The sequence below is a fragment of the Pseudobutyrivibrio ruminis DSM 9787 genome, from assembly GCF_900218035.1.
GTDB classification, from domain to species: Bacteria; Bacillota; Clostridia; order Lachnospirales; family Lachnospiraceae; genus Pseudobutyrivibrio; species Pseudobutyrivibrio ruminis.
Genome location: NZ_OBMR01000010.1, coordinates 93,144 through 110,826 on the forward strand (window position 1 = coordinate 93,144; position 17,683 = coordinate 110,826).

The window sequence follows — 17,683 nt, forward strand, 5'->3', positions numbered from 1 at the left end:
TTTAGTTAGGAGAATAAACTCATGGAGAAAAATCTTACACAAGGCAGCTTACTAAAGAACATTATGATTTTTTCAGGGCCTTTTCTACTCTCTTATTTTTTGCAGACTCTCTATGGAATGGCAGATTTGTTCATAGTTGGTCAGTATAATGGAGCAGCATCTATATCAGGTGTATCAATCGGTTCCCAGGTAATGCACATGATTACTGTCATGATTGTAGGACTTGCTATGGGTTCTGTTGTTATGATTGCAAGAAATGTAGGAGCTAAGGACCGAGCTAAAATATCCAAGACTATCGGAAATACGATAGTTTTATTTGCTATAGTTGCTGTATTATTAGCAGTACTTTTACTGGCATTAGTGAATCCAATTGTTTCTGTTATGAGTACTCCAGTGGAAGCTGTTGATGAAACTACAGCATATCTTATTGTTTGTTTTGCAGGCATTCCATTTATTGTTGCATATAACGTAATTGCAGCAATTTTCAGAGGTCTTGGGGATTCAAAAAGCCCAATGATTTTCATAGCAATTGCGTGTGTTTTAAACATTGCGTTGGACTATCTTTTTATTGGTGGTTTCGGAATGAAAGCCGTGGGCGCAGCATGGGCTACAATTATTGCGCAGGCATTCAGTGTTATCATTTCGATTATTGCTATTTATAAAATGAAATTGGTATCTATCTCTAAAACGGATTTACGAATTGATAAATCTACTTTGGGAAGCATTCTAAGAGTGGGCGTTCCAGTATGTCTTCAGGATGGATTCATACAGGTTTCGTTTTTAATTATCACTATTATTGCAAATTCTAGAGGCGTTGAGATATCTGCAGCAGTTGGTATCGTAGAAAAGATTATTTCATTCCTATTCTTAGTACCTTCATCAATGCTATCAACTATTTCAACAATATCATCCCAGGCAATCGGTGCAGGGGACAAGCCTCTAGCAAGGAAAACACTCTTCTATGGCATGACGATTGCGGTATCAATTGGTCTTGTTTTTGCCATAGCATTCCAGTTTATAGCAAGTCCTGTAATCGGTATGTTTACTGATGATATGGTGGTAGTTGCACTTGGCGTATCCTATATCAAATCATATGTATTCGATTGTACTGTTGCCTCATTCCACTTCTGCTTCAGCGGATTTTTTGTGGCTTCAAATTACTCATATATTTCATTTATCCACAACGTGGTATCCATCATTTTGATGAGAGTACCAGGAGCATATTTGGCATCAATTTATTATCCAGATACTCTGTTTCCAATGGGCCTGGCAGCACCACTTGGAGGCGTCATTCAGCTAATTATATGTGTGGTTGCATATATGATTCTAAGGAAAAAAGAGAAAATATAAAACGTTCGAAAAAACAACACATACACATCACATAAGCGGGCTATCATTCGATTATGCATACAGATGTGTAGCTGTAATGGAATGGTTATTTGAGAACTAGCATTCTCCTGATAAATTGTTTACAATCATAATTATGAAAGTATACGTTTATAATTTGATGTTCAACAAAATAGCAGCAGCCAGCAAAGCCTGTAGCGCAGTTGGCGCAGAGCTTGTGACAATTTCCAAGGATGATATTCATAAATCGGTAGAGCATATTATTGGAGAAGCTAAGAATCCAAAGCCGATGAAGGACTCAAGTGATGCGATTACAGAGCTTATGATTTTTGATGGGTTCACAAGTGATAATCTAGATGTGTTCTTAGAGGCATATAAACAAACAAAGGCGCCAGCCATAGTTTATAAAGCTATGGTGACACCTATAAATAAAAAGTGGTCATTGACCTACTTATATTCCCATTTAGTAAATGAGGCAGGACATTAAGTCCTGCCTTTTTTATACATATGTTCCATCTTCAAAATCAAGATTCTGAATGAATGACACTACATAAACATCATTGTTTCTTTCACTTTCCATGAAATAGTCTTCAATGGCAACCTTGTGGAGTTCATTATTCTCATCTCTTTGATAGACGATTCTCATAACTCTTCTTTCGCCATTTTTATATGCTTCAAGAAGGCTTTTTCTGTTGAAAGCATTAAGTATATCCTTTTGTGATTCAGGTACGGTGGCATCAACAATTCGTCTTAAGCAATCATCATAAGAACCTGTTTCAGGGATAGTTGTATTCATAAAGTCTTCATATCTCATAAATGTGTATGAGTTTTTGCTTATATTGGCAAACTTTATAAGTTGAAACTTTTTATATACTGAATCAATTAGAATTTTAACTTGCTCAAAAACAGCTCCTTCTTCAAATGGTTCCATTGTACCGATTTCAACAGGTGCTTCCTCAATGCACATGCGAATGAAATCACTTTTTTCAAGAGGCTTAGAGAAAATAAAGCCCTGGATATAATCACAATCGCAAGTATTGATAAACTGAAGCTGGGATTCGGTTTCTACACCTTCAACAACTGTAAGCAGATGAAGTCTGTGGGCAAAATAGAATACCGATTCGAGAGTCATTTTTCCGCGTTCGGTCTGACAATTGTCTGCCAGAAATGATCTGTCAATTTTAAGGATTGTGGCTGGCACATCTTTTACAAAAGAAAGAGATGACATACCGGAACCGAAATCATCGATTGAAACTGCGTAACCAGCAGCAACAATTTTGTTAACCCATTCGATAACATCCTGCTTGTCCGTTGCTACGTCAGATTCAGTGATCTCAACACCTAATAAAGATTTATCAATGCCGTAGGTTTCTACAAGTTTGTCTAGCTTTTCTATGAACTGAGAATCATGAGCATGTTCTCGTCCGAAATTAACACTTATTCTAACAGCTCTGCTTTTTAGTAGCTTGATGGTTTTGCAAGCTTCCTCAGCAATAAACCAATCTACAACAGAAAGCTGGCCGTTTTCTTCTAAAATAGGAATGAAATCCTTTGGTAAGACGATGGTGCCGTCTGGCTTTATCCATCTTACGAGGGCTTCAGCTCCGCCAACAACACCTTTTTTGGCATTATACTGTGGCTGGTAATGCGCTTGAAGCTCACCGTTTTCTATTGCGTTTACAATATCATTTAATAATATTTGATTTTCCATAACTTCCTTAAAACGTTATAAAAACATTAATAGACACGAAAACAAATTATAATGTCACGTATTGGAACTGTCAACGAAAAAAGTTGCCATAAACCTTGAAAATTCAATGTTTGTGCAAAATTGCAATAAGTTGTCAGGAAACTGAGTTTGAAGTGTACAGTTTTCATAATTGAGAAAAAAGACAATTATTAGACTATTGAGGAGATAGTTCTTTTATTTTAATAATTAAAACTATATAATAGTTTCTATGAAGCTTGAACAATTATTAAAATTCGATAATATCATAGTGCAATGCCACAATAATCCCGATGCAGACGCTCTTGCATCTGGTTTTGCTGTCATGAAATATTTAAAGTTAAGTGGCAAACATGCTCGATTTGTTTATGGTGGTAATTTTGAAATATCTAAGAGTAATCTGAGACTTATGATCGAAGATTTGGATATTCGAATTCATCATGTACGCTATCAGGAGCAGTTAAATGAACTCCTTGGAATAGATAAAGAAGGATTGCCAGATGTGCTTGTTACAGTTGACAGCCAGTATGGTGAAGGTAATATTCAGCAGTTTAAGGCTAAGAATATTGCAATCATCGATCATCATCAGGTTGCAAATGAGCTCCCAGAGTTGGCTGAAGTTCGTTCATATCAGGCTAGCTGTGCTACAGTTGTATGGGATATGCTTAGAGAAGCAGGCTACGATGCTAACGACGATGTTAAGCTTGCGACTGCTCTTTATTATGGCTTGATGACAGACAGTAACAATTTCTCGGAGCTTCACCATCCATTAGATATGGATATGCGAGATGAGTTAAAGTACAGTGCGTCTATCATCACAAAGTTTAGAAATTCAAATATTTCCCAGGCTGAGCTTCGAATTGCAGGAATTGCTCTGCTTGGTTCAGAATATTACAGTGATAATCATTACTCGATTGTAAAATCGGATCCATGTGATCCTAATGTTCTAGGTATTATTTCAGATATGCTTCTGGAAGTAGAGGATGTTCACTGCTGCCTCGTATATTCTATCCATGAAGGTGGTGTAAAGATTTCCGTACGAAGCTGCATAAAAGAAGTAAAGGCTGATGAGCTTGCCAGATTTATATGTGCAGGTGTCGGTGATGGCGGTGGTCATCTGATAAAAGCCGGTGGACAGATTCGTCGTTCTCTTTTGGAACTCCAGGAGATGGAGTACACAGCGCCAGCTATTCAGCAGTTTTTCAGAGAGCGCATGAAGGAATACTTCAAGGACAACGAAATAATCTATACAGATAATTATATTGCCAATACTAAAGGCATGGCTAAATATAAAAAGAAACGTCTCCATGTAGGATATGTTAAGGCTACAGATATTCTTCCAGCATCAAGCAGATGTGTCATTCGTACATTAGAGGGTGATGTGGAGCTTGAAATCCAGGAGGATACAGTTATCGCCATTGGTATCAAGGGTGAGGTTTATCCTATGACATGGGATACATTTGTAAAGAAATATGAAATTTCTGATGAAGAATATGTTTATCCAGGAAATTATCAGCCTACAATAAAAGATGTAGACAGAGGCATAAGCCGAGAGCTATTGCCATGTGCACACAGTTGTATTTCAGTGGGCACAAGTGAGATATATGCAAAGGAAGTAAATGTCCGCACAAAGGTATTCACCAAGTGGGACCCAGAGCATTATTATCTTGGTAAGCCTGGGGACTACATGGCTGTTTCCGCTACAGATAAATCAGATGTATACATAATAGAAAGAAGTATTTTCGGCGACACATACGAAAAAATCTAAAAATCGGGCTCTGGATTCCAACTAAACTGGGAGGTCTCCAGAGCCCTTTTATAATAAGTTACCTGAAGCTCTTAGCTTCAAGTAGCAAATGCACTTGATTAAAAAGCTACGATATAATAGCCTTCCTTAAGACCACTAATCTGCAAATATGATTTTACATCAAGTACACGTTTTGTAAGCTTGTGGCCTGTCTGAGTAAAGCCATCAGCTTCTACTTCATTAAATGTGATGTCGTTACCGTCTTCAATTCCGCGGCGGTCTGTTACGTGGTATTTTGAAACGCCACTCGCAATTCTTGCAAATTCAGCTTTTGAAACAAGGACACTGACTTCTACGTTTCCACCAGCAGCACCTGTTCTTAATGTGTTTGTATCTGCAAAAAACTGACGACCAAGTTCGTCTTCTTTGTTGCCATTCATTGCCTGGCTTAGTCCCTTGATTAAATCCTCGCGGCTATCCATGGAATCCTCCTATAAATTATGATAATTTTTATCGTCATTTCCCGGTGGGAACATTTTTATAATACAATGTATCTTTGAATAATCTGTGATAGAATAGTGAAAGATTCAGTGGGTTTAGACGGAGGATAATGGAATGGCAAAGGAGTTACTTACAAGAGATCAGGTTAATGTTGAAGATACATGGAATCTTAAGGATATGTATTCGAACGACAGCGACTGGGAAGAAGATATAAAGGTTATTCTTGGCAAAACAGAGAAACTTGTTAAGTTTGAAGGTAGAGTTTGCGAAAGTGCAGATACTCTTTTGCAGGTTCTTGAGCTTTCGGCTTTCATTTCTGAAAAGCTAGAGTTTGCATACAACTATGCAGCACGTCTTTTCGATGAGGACCAAGGCAATACACTTCATCAAAGTATGAATCAGAAGATATTCAGCATTATGGCAAAGATTAGTTCTGATGTTTCGTTTATCGACCCAGAGATTCTAGCTTGTGATGAATCAAAGCTTGAAGAGTTCTATAGCAAAGAGCCAAAGCTCGATTTATATGAGAAGCAAATAAAAGAAGTTCAAAGATTAAAGGCTCACACACTTTCGGCAGAAATGGAAAAAGTTGTAGCTATGACAGCGGAGATGTCCAACACTGCATCAGAGGTGTACGAAGCATTTACAAATGTTGATATGAAATTCCCTACCATAAAAGACGAGGATGGGGAAGAGGTAGAGCTTACACACGGACGATTTGTTCCATTTTTGATGTCAGCAAATAGACGTGTCAGAGAAGATGCTTTTAAGGCATACTATGACACAATGAAGGATTACATAAATACATTGGCATCTTCATACAGTGGAGAGGTTAAACAGAGAGTATTTCATTCCAGAGTAAGGGGATATTCTTCAAATCTTGAAGCGGCAGTAGATGCAAATAATGTTTCGCCAGAAGTTTATGAAAACCTGGTTAAGACAGTAAACGCTAATCTAGACAAGCTTCATGCGTATGTATCGCTTCGAAAGAAGTGCCTTGGTGTTGATGAGCTTCATATGTACGATATCTACACACCAATGATTTCAGACGTTGCTAAAAAGGTTACTTATAAAGAGGCCCAGGAGACTATCTGCAAAGCACTTGCAGTTCTTGGAGATGATTATGTAGAACTTCTAAAAGAAGGATTTGCAAATCGTTGGATTGATGTATATGAAAATAAAGGAAAGCAGGGAGGCGCCTATTCAGCAACAGCATATGGCTGCCATCCATACATGCTTTTAAACTACAACGATACATTTGATGATATGTTTACAACAGCTCATGAAATGGGACATTCAATGCACAGCCACTATTCAAATAGTGCGCAGCCTTATATTTATTCAAACTACAAAATCTTTGTTGCAGAGGTAGCTTCAACCTGTAATGAGATTTTGCTATTAGAGTATTTGCTTAAAAACTGTACAGATAAAAAGGAAAAAGCATATCTTTTAAATCATTATCTGGATAGCTTTAAGGGTACTGTTTATCGTCAGACTCAGTTTGCAGAGTTTGAAAAAATCACAAACGAAATGGTAGAAAATGGAGACAGTTTGAATGCAGAAAATCTGTCGACCATATATAAGGACATAAATGAGCGTTATTATGGTCCGGATATGATTTCTGATCCGGAGATAGCTTACGAGTGGGCTCGCATACCTCACTTTTATTACAATTTCTATGTTTATCAGTATGCCACATCATTCTGTGCAGCAGTAGCTATTGCAGAAATGATTCTTACAGAAGGTGAGCCAGCAGTGGCTCGCTACAAGAAGTTTTTATCATCAGGTTGCACAGATGCGCCAGTTGAGCTTCTTAAAATAGCAGGCGTTGACCTCACCACACCAGCCCCAATCGAAGCTGCCTTAGCAAAGATGGGTGAAATAGTAAAGGAATTAGAGGAATTAGTATAAATGAGTTTTGTTCATCTACATACACATACAGAATATTCTCTACTGGATGGTTCTAATAAGATAAAGTCATATGTTAAGAAGTGCGTAGACATGGGTATGACTGCAGCAGCCATCACAGATCATGGAGTAATGTATGGTGTTATCGATTTTTATAAAGAATGTAAAGCTGCAGGAATAAATCCTGTATTAGGATGTGAGGTCTATGTTGCTCCTGGTTCTCGTTTCGACAGAGAGCGAGTACAGGGGGAGGATAGATACTACCATCTTATTTTGCTTGCAGAAAATAACGAAGGATATCAAAATCTCATAAAAATCGTTTCTGCAGGTTTTGTAGATGGATATTACTACAAGCCACGTGTGGATTTTGAGACTCTCCAGAAATATCACGAGGGTATTATTTGCTTGTCTGCCTGTCTTGCAGGTGAGGTGGCAAGACTTCTTGCCCGTGGATTATACGATGATGCAAAGGCTGTAGCTATTAAATATCGTGACACCTTTGGAAAGGATAATTATTTCCTTGAGCTTCAGGACCATGGTATTGATGAGCAGAAAACTGTTAATCAGGGATTACTTCGTCTTTCAAAGGAGACAGGCATCCCTTTAGTTGCCACAAACGACTGCCATTACACAAATAAAGAAGATGCAGCAAGCCATGACGTGCTCCTTTGTATCCAAACAGGTAAAAAGCTTCAGGATGTAGATAGAATGCGTTTTGAGACTTACGAGTTCTATGTCAAATCAGAAGAAGAAATGCTAGAGCTTTTCCCTTATGCAAAGGAAGCAGTTTATCGTACACAGGAAATTGCAGACAGATGTCATGTGGAAATCGTTTTCGGTGAGACAAAGCTTCCTCATTTCGAAGTCCCAGAGGGCTACGATTCATGGACATATTTGAACAAGCTTTGTTACGAGGGCTTGGACCGTCGTTATGGTGATAAGGCAGAAAGCCTTAAGTCTCGTCTTGAATACGAATTAAATGTTATTAAAAACATGGGATACGTTGATTACTTCCTTATTGTTTGGGATTTCATCAACTATGCCAGAACTCATGGTATTCCTGTAGGTCCAGGACGTGGATCTGCTGCAGGTTCACTTGTCAGCTACACCACAGGAATCACTAATATCGACCCAATCAAATACAGCCTGGTGTTTGAGCGTTTCCTTAACCCAGAGCGTGTATCCATGCCCGATATAGATATTGACTTCTGCTATGAGCGTCGTTCAGAAGTTATCGATTACGTTATTGAAAAGTACGGCAAAGACTGCGTAACCCAGATTGTTACCTTCGGTACATTAAAGGCTCGTGGTGTTATTCGTGACGTAGGACGTGTAATGGATTTGCCGTATGGATATGTGGATTCCATTGCCAAAATGATTCCTATGGATTTGGGCATCACTTTGGACAAGGCACTTGAAATGAATCGCGACCTTAAGGCCATGTATGATGCTGATGAGCAAATCAAGAGTCTTATTGATGTTGCTCGTACTCTTGAAGGCCTTCCACGTAACACTGGTATGCATGCAGCTGGTGTTGTTATTGCCGGAAAGCCAATGGATGAGTATGTTCCTCTTTCAAGAGGTGGTGACGGCACTATCGTTACACAGTTTGTCATGACCACCATCGAAGAGCTTGGACTTCTAAAGATGGATTTCCTTGGCCTTCGTACTCTTACAGTTATTAACGATGCGGTGAAGCTAGTAGAAAAGAACCACGGCATCAAGCTTGATATTGATAACATTGATTATAATGACCAGGGCGTTATGGAAATGATTTCTGCTGGTAAATGCGAGGGTGTTTTCCAGCTCGAATCTACCGGTATGAAGAACTTCATGAAGGAGCTTAAGCCTCATTCAATCGAAGATGTTATAGCTGGTATTTCATTATATCGACCAGGCCCTATGGATTTCATCCCTAATTACATCAAGGGTAAGAATAACCAGGAGGGTATTGTGTATGAATGCCCAGAATTAGAGCCAATCCTTGCTCCTACCTACGGCTGTATCGTATATCAGGAGCAGGTTATGCAAATCGTTCAGTCTTTGGCTGGATATTCACTTGGTGGTGCCGATGAAATCCGTCGTGCCATGAGTAAAAAGAAGCAGTATGTCATCGAGGAAAACCGCGAGATTTTCGTTAATGGTGGTCAAATTGAGAACCATATCACTGGTAAAATCACAAAGATTCCAGGCTGTGGTGCCAACGGTATATCAAGCCAGGTTGCTAATGGAATTTACGACCACATGGTTGATTTCGCCAAGTACGCTTTCAACAAATCACATGCTGCTGCCTATGCTGTAGTTGCCTTGCAGACAGCATATTTGAAAAAGTATTATCCAATCGAATTTATGGCAGCCCTTATGACATCTGTTATTGATGCCAGTGGAAAGGTTGCAGAATACATTGGCGTATGCCGTTCTTCAGGAATCGAGGTTCTTCCTCCAGATGTTAATTATGGAGATGGACGTTTCTCTGTTGATGGCAAGAGCATTCGATATGGCTTATATGCTATCAAATCAGTTGGTCGTCCTACAATCGACGCAATCAAATATGAGCGTGAAAAGAATGGACCATACCATGATTTGGAAAACTTTATAGATCGTGTTAGTAAATATGATGCCAACAAACGAACCATTGAAAACCTTATCAAATCAGGAGCACTTGATTCTCTTGATGGAAACCGAAGACAAAAATGCATGATTTTCCCAAGCATTTTGGATTCCATGAACAGCAAAAAGAAAAATGAGATTGATGGTCAGATGTCTCTTTTTGATTTTGCAAGTGAAGAGCAAAAGGAAGATTTGAAAATCTCATTACCACCTGTTGAGGAATTTGATAAGGAAATGCTACTAGCCTTTGAGAAAGAGCTGATGGGAGTATACGTAAGTGGTCATCCGCTTGATGATTACATTGCGCTTCTTGAGAAAAATGTTACAGCCCATGCCAGTGAGTTCCTAGTTGATGACGAAACAGGAATGGCAAAGGTAGAGGACAATAAAACAGTTGTTGTAGGTGGAATGATTACAGATGTTACAATCAAGTACACTAAAAACAACAAGGCTATGGCATTCATTACTTTGGAAGACCTTACAGGTCAGGTGGAAGTAATTGTATTCCCTAACAGCTTTGAGCCAGCTCGTTCACTAATCGCAGAGAATAATAAAGTCTTTATAAGTGGCCGAGTTCAGGCAGAGGAAGAAAAGGATGCTAAAATCATTTGCCAGGATATAAAGAGCTTTGACGATTGCAAGCGAGAAATCTGGATTCAGTTTAGCAATAAGGTTGAGTATGATTCCAAGGAACAGCTTCTTTCTGACACAATTCGCAGTATGGATGGCAACGATAATATGGTTATCTATTTAACCGAGGAAAAGGCTGTAAAGCGTATGCCAGACAACTGGGGAATAGGTGCAACAGCAGAGAATCTCGAAATCCTTTACGAGAAATTTGGAGAAGCAAACGTAAAGGTTGTAAACAAAAAGGTTCAATTTGCCTCTAGAAGGTATTAATTTCAATGAAAAAGAGTGATTTTTTATTGAAATCGCCTACAAAAGAGGATAAAATAGATTGGAATTGTTTTCAGAGGGATATTTTAGGAGGATTTATCAAAATGGCAGATAAAGTAAACACAATTGGTGTCCTTACCTCAGGTGGTGACGCTCCTGGCATGAATGCCGCTATTCGTGCAGTTGTTCGTCAGGCAATCGCTAGAGGCAAGAAGGTAAAGGGTATTAGAAGAGGTTACGCCGGATTACTTTCAGGCGAAATTATAGATATGGACGCACATAGCGTTTCAGAGACTATCCAACGTGGTGGTACTATTCTTCAGACAGCACGTTGTTTAGAGATGCTTGATCCTGAGTATCAGGAGAAGGCTGCTAAGAATGCAATCGCTGCAGGTATCGATGGCCTTGTTGTTATCGGTGGTGACGGTTCATTCAAGGGTGCTCAGAAGATTTCTAAGTTCGGAATTAACACAATCGGTCTTCCAGGTACAATCGATCTTGATATTGCATGTACAGAGTACACAATCGGTTTCGATACAGCTGTAAACACAGCTATGGAAGCTATCGATAAGGTTCGTGATACATCTACATCTCATGAGCGTTGCTCAATCATCGAGGTTATGGGACGTGGCGCTGGTTATATCGCTCTTTGGTGCGGTATTGCAAACGGTGCTGAGGACGTACTTCTTCCAGAGCGTTATGATTATGATGAGCAGAGACTTGTAAACCACATCATCGAAGGACGTAAGAAGGGCAAGCAGCACCACATCATCATCAATGCAGAGGGTATCGGTCACTCAACATCAATGGCTAAGCGTATCGAAGCTGCTACAGGTATCGAGACACGTGCTACTATCCTTGGTCACATGCAGCGTGGTGGTTCACCTACATGTAAGGATCGTGTATATGCATCTACTATGGGTGCTATGGCGGTTGATCTTCTTTGCGAAGGAAAGACAAACCGCGTAGTTGGTTACAGACATGGTGAGTTCGTTGATTTCGATATCGACGAAGCACTTGCAATGAAGAAGGACGTTGACGAGTATCAATATCAGCTTTGCCAATCTTTGAACAATGATTACAAGTACTAATAACAATCAAATCAAAAATATTATTGCACTTAACAAAAAAGCCAGAGAGCGTAAAGCTCAAAGGCTTTTTGTGATTGAAGGGATTCGTGCCGTTGCAGAGGTCCCAGCCAATCTTTTAGATAGTGTATATATCATAGAGGGTTTTGAAGCTACAGCTGAGGGAAAGGCTTTTCTTGCAAAGATAAAGGAGAAGGCTTCCCAGGTTCATGTGGAGGAAGTGGCTACAAATGTATTCAAAACCATGTGCGATACTGTCACTCCACAGGGGGTTCTTGCGCTTGTAAAGATGCAGGATTTCACTATGGATGATGTGCTAGGTACAGCTTTAGGCAAGCCTGCACATGTGGTTATTCTTGAATCACTGCAGGACCCTGGCAATATGGGCACAATAGTCCGTACTGCAGAGGGTGCAGGAGCTACCGGAATTATCATGAACAACACCACTGTGGACATCTATTCACCAAAGGTTGTGCGTTCTACAATGGGAAGCATTTTTAGAGTTCCACACATGATAGTTTCAGACCTTGGCGCTACTATCAAGGAGCTTGAAGAAAAGCATGGTCTTTCAGTTTATGCAGCACACTTAAAGGGTGAGAAGTTCTACGATGAACTGGATTTCACTGGCCCTACAGCTTTCATGATTGGAAATGAGGGAAATGGTCTGACAGACGAAATGTCAGCATTGGCTACAAGCTACCTAAAGATTCCAATGGAAGGTCAGCTAGAATCATTAAATGCATCAGTTGCAGCTAGTTTGCTGATGTATGAAACACACAGACAGAGAAAATAGAATAGGATATTAATAAAAAGCTAACATCCCAATTTTTTTATTTGGTTTGTTAGCTTTTACCATTTCTTCACTATTTTCGTTTTAGAGTGTGATATTATACTTCAATAGGGAGAATCAGACGAAAGTGTGAGGAGACCTATGGGCAAAAATATAAGTGTAGCGTTTGATCAGTATATAGCTGATGACATTGCAAAATATGCTGGAGTTACAATGCCTGTTAAGGCAGGTTTTTTTAATCGTATTATGGTGACGAAAGCCTTGTGCACAGCTCTTCATCCTAATCCAGATGATGAGTTTTCTATTCCATCCGTGGGACCAAGCTACCGAATTATTTCGGAATACGAAAAGAGGTACATTTATAATTTAAACCATAGTATGAATTATTTTAATGGGGAAGAGCCTATCATGGTAGAAAAAATCAGACCAGATGGATATATGATTTTAAATGGTCATCATAGATGGGCAGCAGCTCTTAAATTAGGATATGAGAAGATTCCTATTCAAGTCATAAATGTGACTAGCAATCAGGAGATAAAGAATATTATCAAAAATTCAAAGCATGACAAGAGAGTTACTTTGGATTTAGATGAGGTTGTTTTCTGGAATCCTAATAATGGTCCTGCTGAAAATGATTTGCCATTTCCTCTTAATAAGTTTTACAAGGATAAGCTGAGATTAGGAATACCAGCTTTATTCAGGATGTTGAATCAAACTGGCTATGATATTTGGGTATATAGCTCAAAGTTTTATGCAATGGAGTATATAAGGGCATTGTTTAATAAGTACCATGTTCATGTGACAGGAATTGTAACTGGCACATCTAAAAGAAAACAAACATCCCAAGAAAAAAATGAAATGCAGGATTTATATGTTAAAAAGTATTTATTTACATTGCATATAGATAATGACTCAGTTTTTATGATGGATAATGTGAGAAAAGAATTTCAGGAGTTTACAATTGACAAAGGCATCAATTGGTCAAAATCAGTTATGGATATTATTAAAGAAATTGATGCCTAAAAAAGAGGGCAAAGGGATGAATAAAAAGAAAAATCACGAGGAAAAGATGAGGGTTTCCTTTGATTTGGATGAGGTGTTGTTTGTTAATCCAAATTTTATAAAGGCAGAACCACAGCTCAAGTTTCCTCTCAATATCATTTATAAAGAAAGACTAAGACTTGGTACTCCGGATTTAGTAAAGGAATTACAGCGGCTGGGGTACGAAGTTTGGATTTACACGTCTTCTTTTAGACCGGAAAAATATATCAAAAGACTATTTAAACACTATAACGTTCATTTTGATGGTATAGTAAATGCTCAGCGTCATCTCAAGGAAGTACAGCAGGGAAATAAAGATATACTTCCTCAAAAACTTCCGAGCAAATACAGAATTTCTCTTCACGTAGATGATGAAACTGTGGTATGCTCTTTGGGGCCTCAGTATGGTTACACCACATACAAGCTAGAGGCTGAGGATGACAACTGGAAGGAAAAAATTATAGAAAAAGCGGAACATATAAAGCACCTACCAAAGTAACGCTATATATGTTTTATAAAAGGGATTAGAATAATGCGAATTTGGTTTAAATCATGGAAAGACAATCACATGCTTCATGACTATGTTGTGGAGGATGAATCAGAAGAGACACGTACTCATAAAATCTTTGCGGCGGTAGATAAAGCCAGCTACGAATTTGATACAAGCAAACCAGTATGGCTGGATTCTACAATCAGAGAATTCAAACGTCACGGAAAAGCTCGTTTTACACAGGATAATTTCGTAGACGAAATCCCATTCGATTATTTAGAAATTCATGTATTAGAAGAGGATTAAGCTCCCACATTTTTAGTGATAATTTCAAATTTTAAAATTTGTTAATAATTTATCAGAGAAAGTATGCTATTATATAGTAGTAATAAATATGGGGAGGTGATTCATTGTGGATTTAGGTATGTTTCCAGATGACGGAGTAAATTCTTGGAACACCGTTATGCTGCTATATGAGTCAGCCATTAAAAAGTTTCGTACTAAGGTAGAAATTCTCAACGACGAATTTCAGCAGGTACATCAATATAATCCAATTGAATACATTAAAACAAGAGTAAAAACACCAGAGAGTATCGTTAAGAAATTAAAAAAGAATGGATATGAAATTTCCATTCCAAACATGATTGAACATTGTAACGATATTGCAGGTGTAAGAATAGTTTGTTCCTTTACATCAGATATTTATCAGATTGCAGAAATGATTGGACGTCAGACAGATGTTACAGTCGTTTCAATAAAGGACTACATCAAGAATCCAAAGGAATCTGGCTACAAGAGCTATCATATGCTTGTTACAATTCCTATCTACCTCTCAGATAAGACAGTTGATACAAAGGTAGAAATCCAAATTCGTACAATCGGAATGGATTTCTGGGCAAGCTTGGAGCACAAGATCTACTACAAGTTTGAAGGTAATGCTCCTGAATACATCAGCCGTGATCTTCGTGAGTGTTCTGAAATCGTTTCAATGATGGACACCAAGATGCTTCAGCTTAACAACGCAATCATGCAGACAAAGCTAGAGGAAGAGGAAAAGAAACGAGAGGAGCGACTTCTTAGGAATAGCTGGAAGGAAAATATATAAAAGTATATAATGAGAACTGCTGTGTATGCAGCAGTTCTTTTTGATTAATGGAGGATAATTATGATTGAAATTTTAAAAGCCATATTATTCGGTATAGTTGAAGGAATCACAGAATGGTTACCTATCAGTAGCACAGGCCATATGATTCTTTTAGATGAAATCGTAAAGCTCAATGTATCAGAAGAGTTTTACAGCATGTTCCAGGTAGTAATTCAGCTTGGCGCAATCCTTGCAGTAGTTTTGATTTTCTGGAACAGCATTTGGCCATTTGGCAAGAAAAATAACAAAGCACCACTATCAGAAAGTGGAATTGGTGCATGGATAAAAAAAGACATTTTTGTTTTATGGTTCCACATTTTAGTATCATGCGTTCCAGCTGCAATCGTTGGAGTATTATGGGACGATTTATTCGAAGAACTTTTTTACAACTACACTACAGTAGCAATCATGCTTATCATCTTTGGTGTAGCATTTATCTTAGTTGAAAACATGAAGTCAGGCCACAAGGCAAAGATTAATGCCGTAGCAGACATCACATACACTACAGCATTTTTAATTGGTATGTTCCAGCTCATCGCCGCTATATTCCCTGGCACATCTCGTTCAGGCGCCACAATCGTAGGTGCACTGTTAATTGGTGTCGCTAGAACTACAGCCGCAGAGTACACATTCTACCTTGCTATCCCTGTAATGCTTGGTGCCAGCCTTCTCAAGATCCTAAAGTTTGGCCTCAGCTTCACAGCCATGGAAGCAGCCATCCTTATCGTAGGCATGGTAGTAGCCTTCGCCGTATCAATGTTCGTAATCAAATTCCTTATGGACTACATCAAGAAGCACGACTTCAAAGTCTTCGGATGGTACCGAATCGCGCTAGGCCTCATCGTACTAGCATGCGGCATCATCGGGGTAATCTAAATTACGGGACACCTCCCCTGCCCCTGGCCCGCGCTATGGAGCTGTGGTGGTGTCGATTTCGCGAATATTATAGTTTTTCTTAGCACAATAGGAGAGCATACTGCAGGTGTCTTATTGCGGGATGAACTTTTTGTCGATTTGTATGTTCTAGTACGGACACTTTAGGTTATCTACATGGATTTCCAAAGTTATGGTTCCTTGGGTTCATATTCCATTTGCTAAGTAGAATTAAAAAAGAGATATTTGTATGTATGAGCACCGTGGCACATTCAACGTCCTGTTTCAAGTGACCACTGCTGCCGCCGTCCTAGCGGCAGCTGCTCATTCATATCAAATATCTCTTTTTATTCTACTAAGCTCATTTCAAAATCACCCAAGGTAACCATGACTTTGGAAATCCATACTAGCTTAAGTATATGTGTGTCCGTATCTAGAAATACAAATCGACAAAATGTACAGACCTGCAAAAGACACCTGCAAATAAAGTATGCTCTCCTTGTGCTTTAGAAAAACATAATATTCATGCGATGACACCCCTACAGCTCCATAGCGCGGGCCAGGGGCAGGGGAGGTGTCCTACTTACTATACACCCCGATGATGCCGCTACTTTACGTCGTAGTAGATGCGGGATTCGGGTGGTACGGATTCGGTTATGAAGGTTGAGCCTCCGATGATGGAGTCGTGCCCGATTACGGTGTCACCACCGAGGATTGATGCGTTGGAGTAGATTGTTACGTTGTCTTCGATGGTTGGGTGTCTGCGGACACCGCGAAGACATTGGCCACCGCGAGTTGAAAGGGCACCAAGTGTAACACCCTGGTATACTTTTACGTTGTTGCCGATGACTGTGGTTTCACCGATTACGATGCCGGTGCCGTGGTCGATGAAGAAGTATTCACCGATGGTTGCACCTGGGTGAATATCAATACCTGTATTTGAGTGAGCGTACTCAGTCATAATACGTGGAATGATAGGTACTCCAAGTAAGTATAGCTCGTGTGCAAGACGATAGATTGTGATTGCTAAAATGCCTGGGTAAGCAAAGATGATTTCGTCGATGCTTGTAGCGGCAGGGTCGCCATCGAAGGCAGCCTGTAAATCGGTGTCGAGAAGAGCACGAACGTGAGGAATTCTCTTGAGAAATGCTAGTGAAAGCTCCTCAGCCTTTGTAGTGCAAATCTCATCACCACAACCGTCAAATACAGAGTTGTAGCAAAGTACAAGTGAAATCTGCTTGTTAAGATTGTAAACAACATCCTCCATAAGAGTGTTGATGTTGGTTTCTACGTTGTAAACTTTGTATACGTGATCACGATAATAGCCAGGATAAACAACACGAAGAAGCTTCATAGTGATGTCGATGATGCTATCCTTGTTTGGCTGATGATATGTATCAAGTTTATCTATTGCTCTGTCAGATTTGTAATCCTTCATGAGCTCTTTTGTAATTTCGAGCATTTCCTGCTCTATCTTTTTTCCATCCATAATAGTACCCCCGTGGTAAGATATGTAAATCT

Annotated in this window: 15 protein-coding genes; 12 read left to right on the forward strand and 3 right to left on the reverse strand. The window is 39.2% G+C overall.

Features of this window, described 5'->3' with window-relative positions:
• Positions 1–21: 21 nt before the first annotated feature.
• Together CRN97_RS10995 and CRN97_RS11000 are read left to right on the forward strand one after the other, a co-directional pair.
• Positions 22–1,350: an MATE family efflux transporter gene (locus tag CRN97_RS10995; protein ID WP_097076921.1), complete on the forward strand. Its 1,329-nt coding sequence runs from the start codon at positions 22–24 to the stop codon at positions 1,348–1,350.
• Between the two features lie 133 nt (positions 1,351–1,483).
• Positions 1,484–1,834, forward strand: coding sequence for a DUF3783 domain-containing protein (locus CRN97_RS11000; RefSeq protein ID WP_143483262.1), 351 nt, complete (start codon positions 1,484–1,486; stop codon positions 1,832–1,834).
• Between the two features lie 12 nt (positions 1,835–1,846).
• Here the strand turns inward: CRN97_RS11000 and CRN97_RS11005 are convergent, their stop codons facing one another.
• The gene (locus CRN97_RS11005) at positions 1,847–3,058 is read right to left on the reverse strand and encodes an EAL domain-containing protein (protein ID WP_097076923.1); all 1,212 of its coding nucleotides are present in this window, start codon (positions 3,056–3,058) and stop codon (positions 1,847–1,849) included.
• Positions 3,059–3,305: 247 nt separating this feature from the next.
• Between CRN97_RS11005 and CRN97_RS11010 the strand changes: the two genes are divergently transcribed.
• Positions 3,306–4,841 (forward strand): DHH family phosphoesterase, encoded by a 1,536-nt coding sequence (locus CRN97_RS11010; RefSeq protein ID WP_097076924.1) that lies wholly within the window; start codon positions 3,306–3,308, stop codon positions 4,839–4,841.
• Positions 4,842–4,939: 98 nt separating this feature from the next.
• On the opposite strand, the gene CRN97_RS11015 is transcribed toward CRN97_RS11010, so the two are convergent.
• Positions 4,940–5,302 carry a hypothetical protein gene (locus CRN97_RS11015; RefSeq protein ID WP_074792095.1) on the reverse strand — a complete coding sequence of 121 codons (363 nt, stop codon included), beginning with the start codon at positions 5,300–5,302 and terminating at the stop codon, positions 4,940–4,942.
• Between the two features lie 133 nt (positions 5,303–5,435).
• Here CRN97_RS11015 and pepF point away from each other — a divergent pair, with 133 nt between their 5' ends.
• The 9 genes from pepF to CRN97_RS11060 all read left to right on the forward strand — a co-directional run bounded on the left by pepF (position 5,436) and on the right by CRN97_RS11060 (position 16,165).
• Complete coding sequence (gene pepF / locus CRN97_RS11020) at positions 5,436–7,232, forward strand: oligoendopeptidase F (RefSeq protein WP_097076925.1); 1,797 nt, start codon at positions 5,436–5,438, stop codon at positions 7,230–7,232.
• On the forward strand, positions 7,233–10,739 hold the full coding sequence (locus tag CRN97_RS11025) for a DNA polymerase III subunit alpha (protein ID WP_097076926.1): 3,507 nt from the start codon (positions 7,233–7,235) through the stop codon (positions 10,737–10,739).
• A gap of 101 nt (positions 10,740–10,840) precedes the next feature.
• Entirely contained in the window at positions 10,841–11,827 is a 987-nt protein-coding gene (gene pfkA, locus CRN97_RS11030; RefSeq protein WP_044935639.1) for a 6-phosphofructokinase, read from the forward strand.
• Positions 11,811–12,617, forward strand: a complete 807-nt coding sequence (locus CRN97_RS11035; RefSeq protein WP_097076927.1) for a TrmH family RNA methyltransferase — start codon at positions 11,811–11,813, stop codon at positions 12,615–12,617. Before pfkA ends, CRN97_RS11035 begins: the two co-directional genes overlap by 17 nt.
• 138 nt (positions 12,618–12,755) lie before the next feature.
• Positions 12,756–13,637, forward strand: coding sequence for a ParB/RepB/Spo0J family partition protein (locus CRN97_RS11040; RefSeq protein WP_097076928.1), 882 nt, complete (start codon positions 12,756–12,758; stop codon positions 13,635–13,637).
• A 16-nt stretch (positions 13,638–13,653) separates the two neighbouring features.
• On the forward strand, positions 13,654–14,154 hold the full coding sequence (locus CRN97_RS11045) for an HAD family hydrolase (protein ID WP_083380780.1): 501 nt from the start codon (positions 13,654–13,656) through the stop codon (positions 14,152–14,154).
• A gap of 30 nt (positions 14,155–14,184) precedes the next feature.
• Entirely contained in the window at positions 14,185–14,451 is a 267-nt protein-coding gene (locus CRN97_RS11050; RefSeq protein WP_097076929.1) for a hypothetical protein, read from the forward strand.
• A gap of 118 nt (positions 14,452–14,569) precedes the next feature.
• Positions 14,570–15,250, forward strand: coding sequence for a GTP pyrophosphokinase (locus CRN97_RS11055; RefSeq protein ID WP_097076946.1), 681 nt, complete (start codon positions 14,570–14,572; stop codon positions 15,248–15,250).
• Between the two features lie 60 nt (positions 15,251–15,310).
• Positions 15,311–16,165: an undecaprenyl-diphosphate phosphatase gene (locus CRN97_RS11060; protein WP_177175725.1), complete on the forward strand. Its 855-nt coding sequence runs from the start codon at positions 15,311–15,313 to the stop codon at positions 16,163–16,165.
• A 604-nt stretch (positions 16,166–16,769) separates the two neighbouring features.
• On the opposite strand, the gene CRN97_RS11065 is transcribed toward CRN97_RS11060, so the two are convergent.
• On the reverse strand, positions 16,770–17,651 hold the full coding sequence (locus tag CRN97_RS11065) for a serine O-acetyltransferase (protein ID WP_044935679.1): 882 nt from the start codon (positions 17,649–17,651) through the stop codon (positions 16,770–16,772).
• Positions 17,652–17,683: the final 32 nt, after the last annotated feature.

Excerpts from the sequence above, each read along its gene's own strand:
- CRN97_RS10995 (WP_097076921.1), top strand. The coding sequence starts at position 22 with ATGGAGAAAAATCTTACACAAGGCAGCTTACTAAAGAACATTATGATT.
- CRN97_RS11000 (WP_143483262.1), top strand. The coding sequence starts at position 1,484 with ATGAAAGTATACGTTTATAATTTGATGTTCAACAAAATAGCAGCAGCC.
- CRN97_RS11005 (WP_097076923.1), bottom strand. The coding sequence starts at position 3,058 with ATGGAAAATCAAATATTATTAAATGATATTGTAAACGCAATAGAAAAC.
- CRN97_RS11010 (WP_097076924.1), top strand. The coding sequence starts at position 3,306 with ATGAAGCTTGAACAATTATTAAAATTCGATAATATCATAGTGCAATGC.
- CRN97_RS11015 (WP_074792095.1), bottom strand. The coding sequence starts at position 5,302 with ATGGATAGCCGCGAGGATTTAATCAAGGGACTAAGCCAGGCAATGAAT.
- pepF (WP_097076925.1), top strand. The coding sequence starts at position 5,436 with ATGGCAAAGGAGTTACTTACAAGAGATCAGGTTAATGTTGAAGATACA.
- CRN97_RS11025 (WP_097076926.1), top strand. The coding sequence starts at position 7,233 with ATGAGTTTTGTTCATCTACATACACATACAGAATATTCTCTACTGGAT.
- pfkA (WP_044935639.1), top strand. The coding sequence starts at position 10,841 with ATGGCAGATAAAGTAAACACAATTGGTGTCCTTACCTCAGGTGGTGAC.
- CRN97_RS11035 (WP_097076927.1), top strand. The coding sequence starts at position 11,811 with ATGATTACAAGTACTAATAACAATCAAATCAAAAATATTATTGCACTT.
- CRN97_RS11040 (WP_097076928.1), top strand. The coding sequence starts at position 12,756 with ATGGGCAAAAATATAAGTGTAGCGTTTGATCAGTATATAGCTGATGAC.
- CRN97_RS11045 (WP_083380780.1), top strand. The coding sequence starts at position 13,654 with ATGAATAAAAAGAAAAATCACGAGGAAAAGATGAGGGTTTCCTTTGAT.
- CRN97_RS11055 (WP_097076946.1), top strand. The coding sequence starts at position 14,570 with ATGTTTCCAGATGACGGAGTAAATTCTTGGAACACCGTTATGCTGCTA.
- CRN97_RS11060 (WP_177175725.1), top strand. The coding sequence starts at position 15,311 with ATGATTGAAATTTTAAAAGCCATATTATTCGGTATAGTTGAAGGAATC.
- CRN97_RS11065 (WP_044935679.1), bottom strand. The coding sequence starts at position 17,651 with ATGGATGGAAAAAAGATAGAGCAGGAAATGCTCGAAATTACAAAAGAG.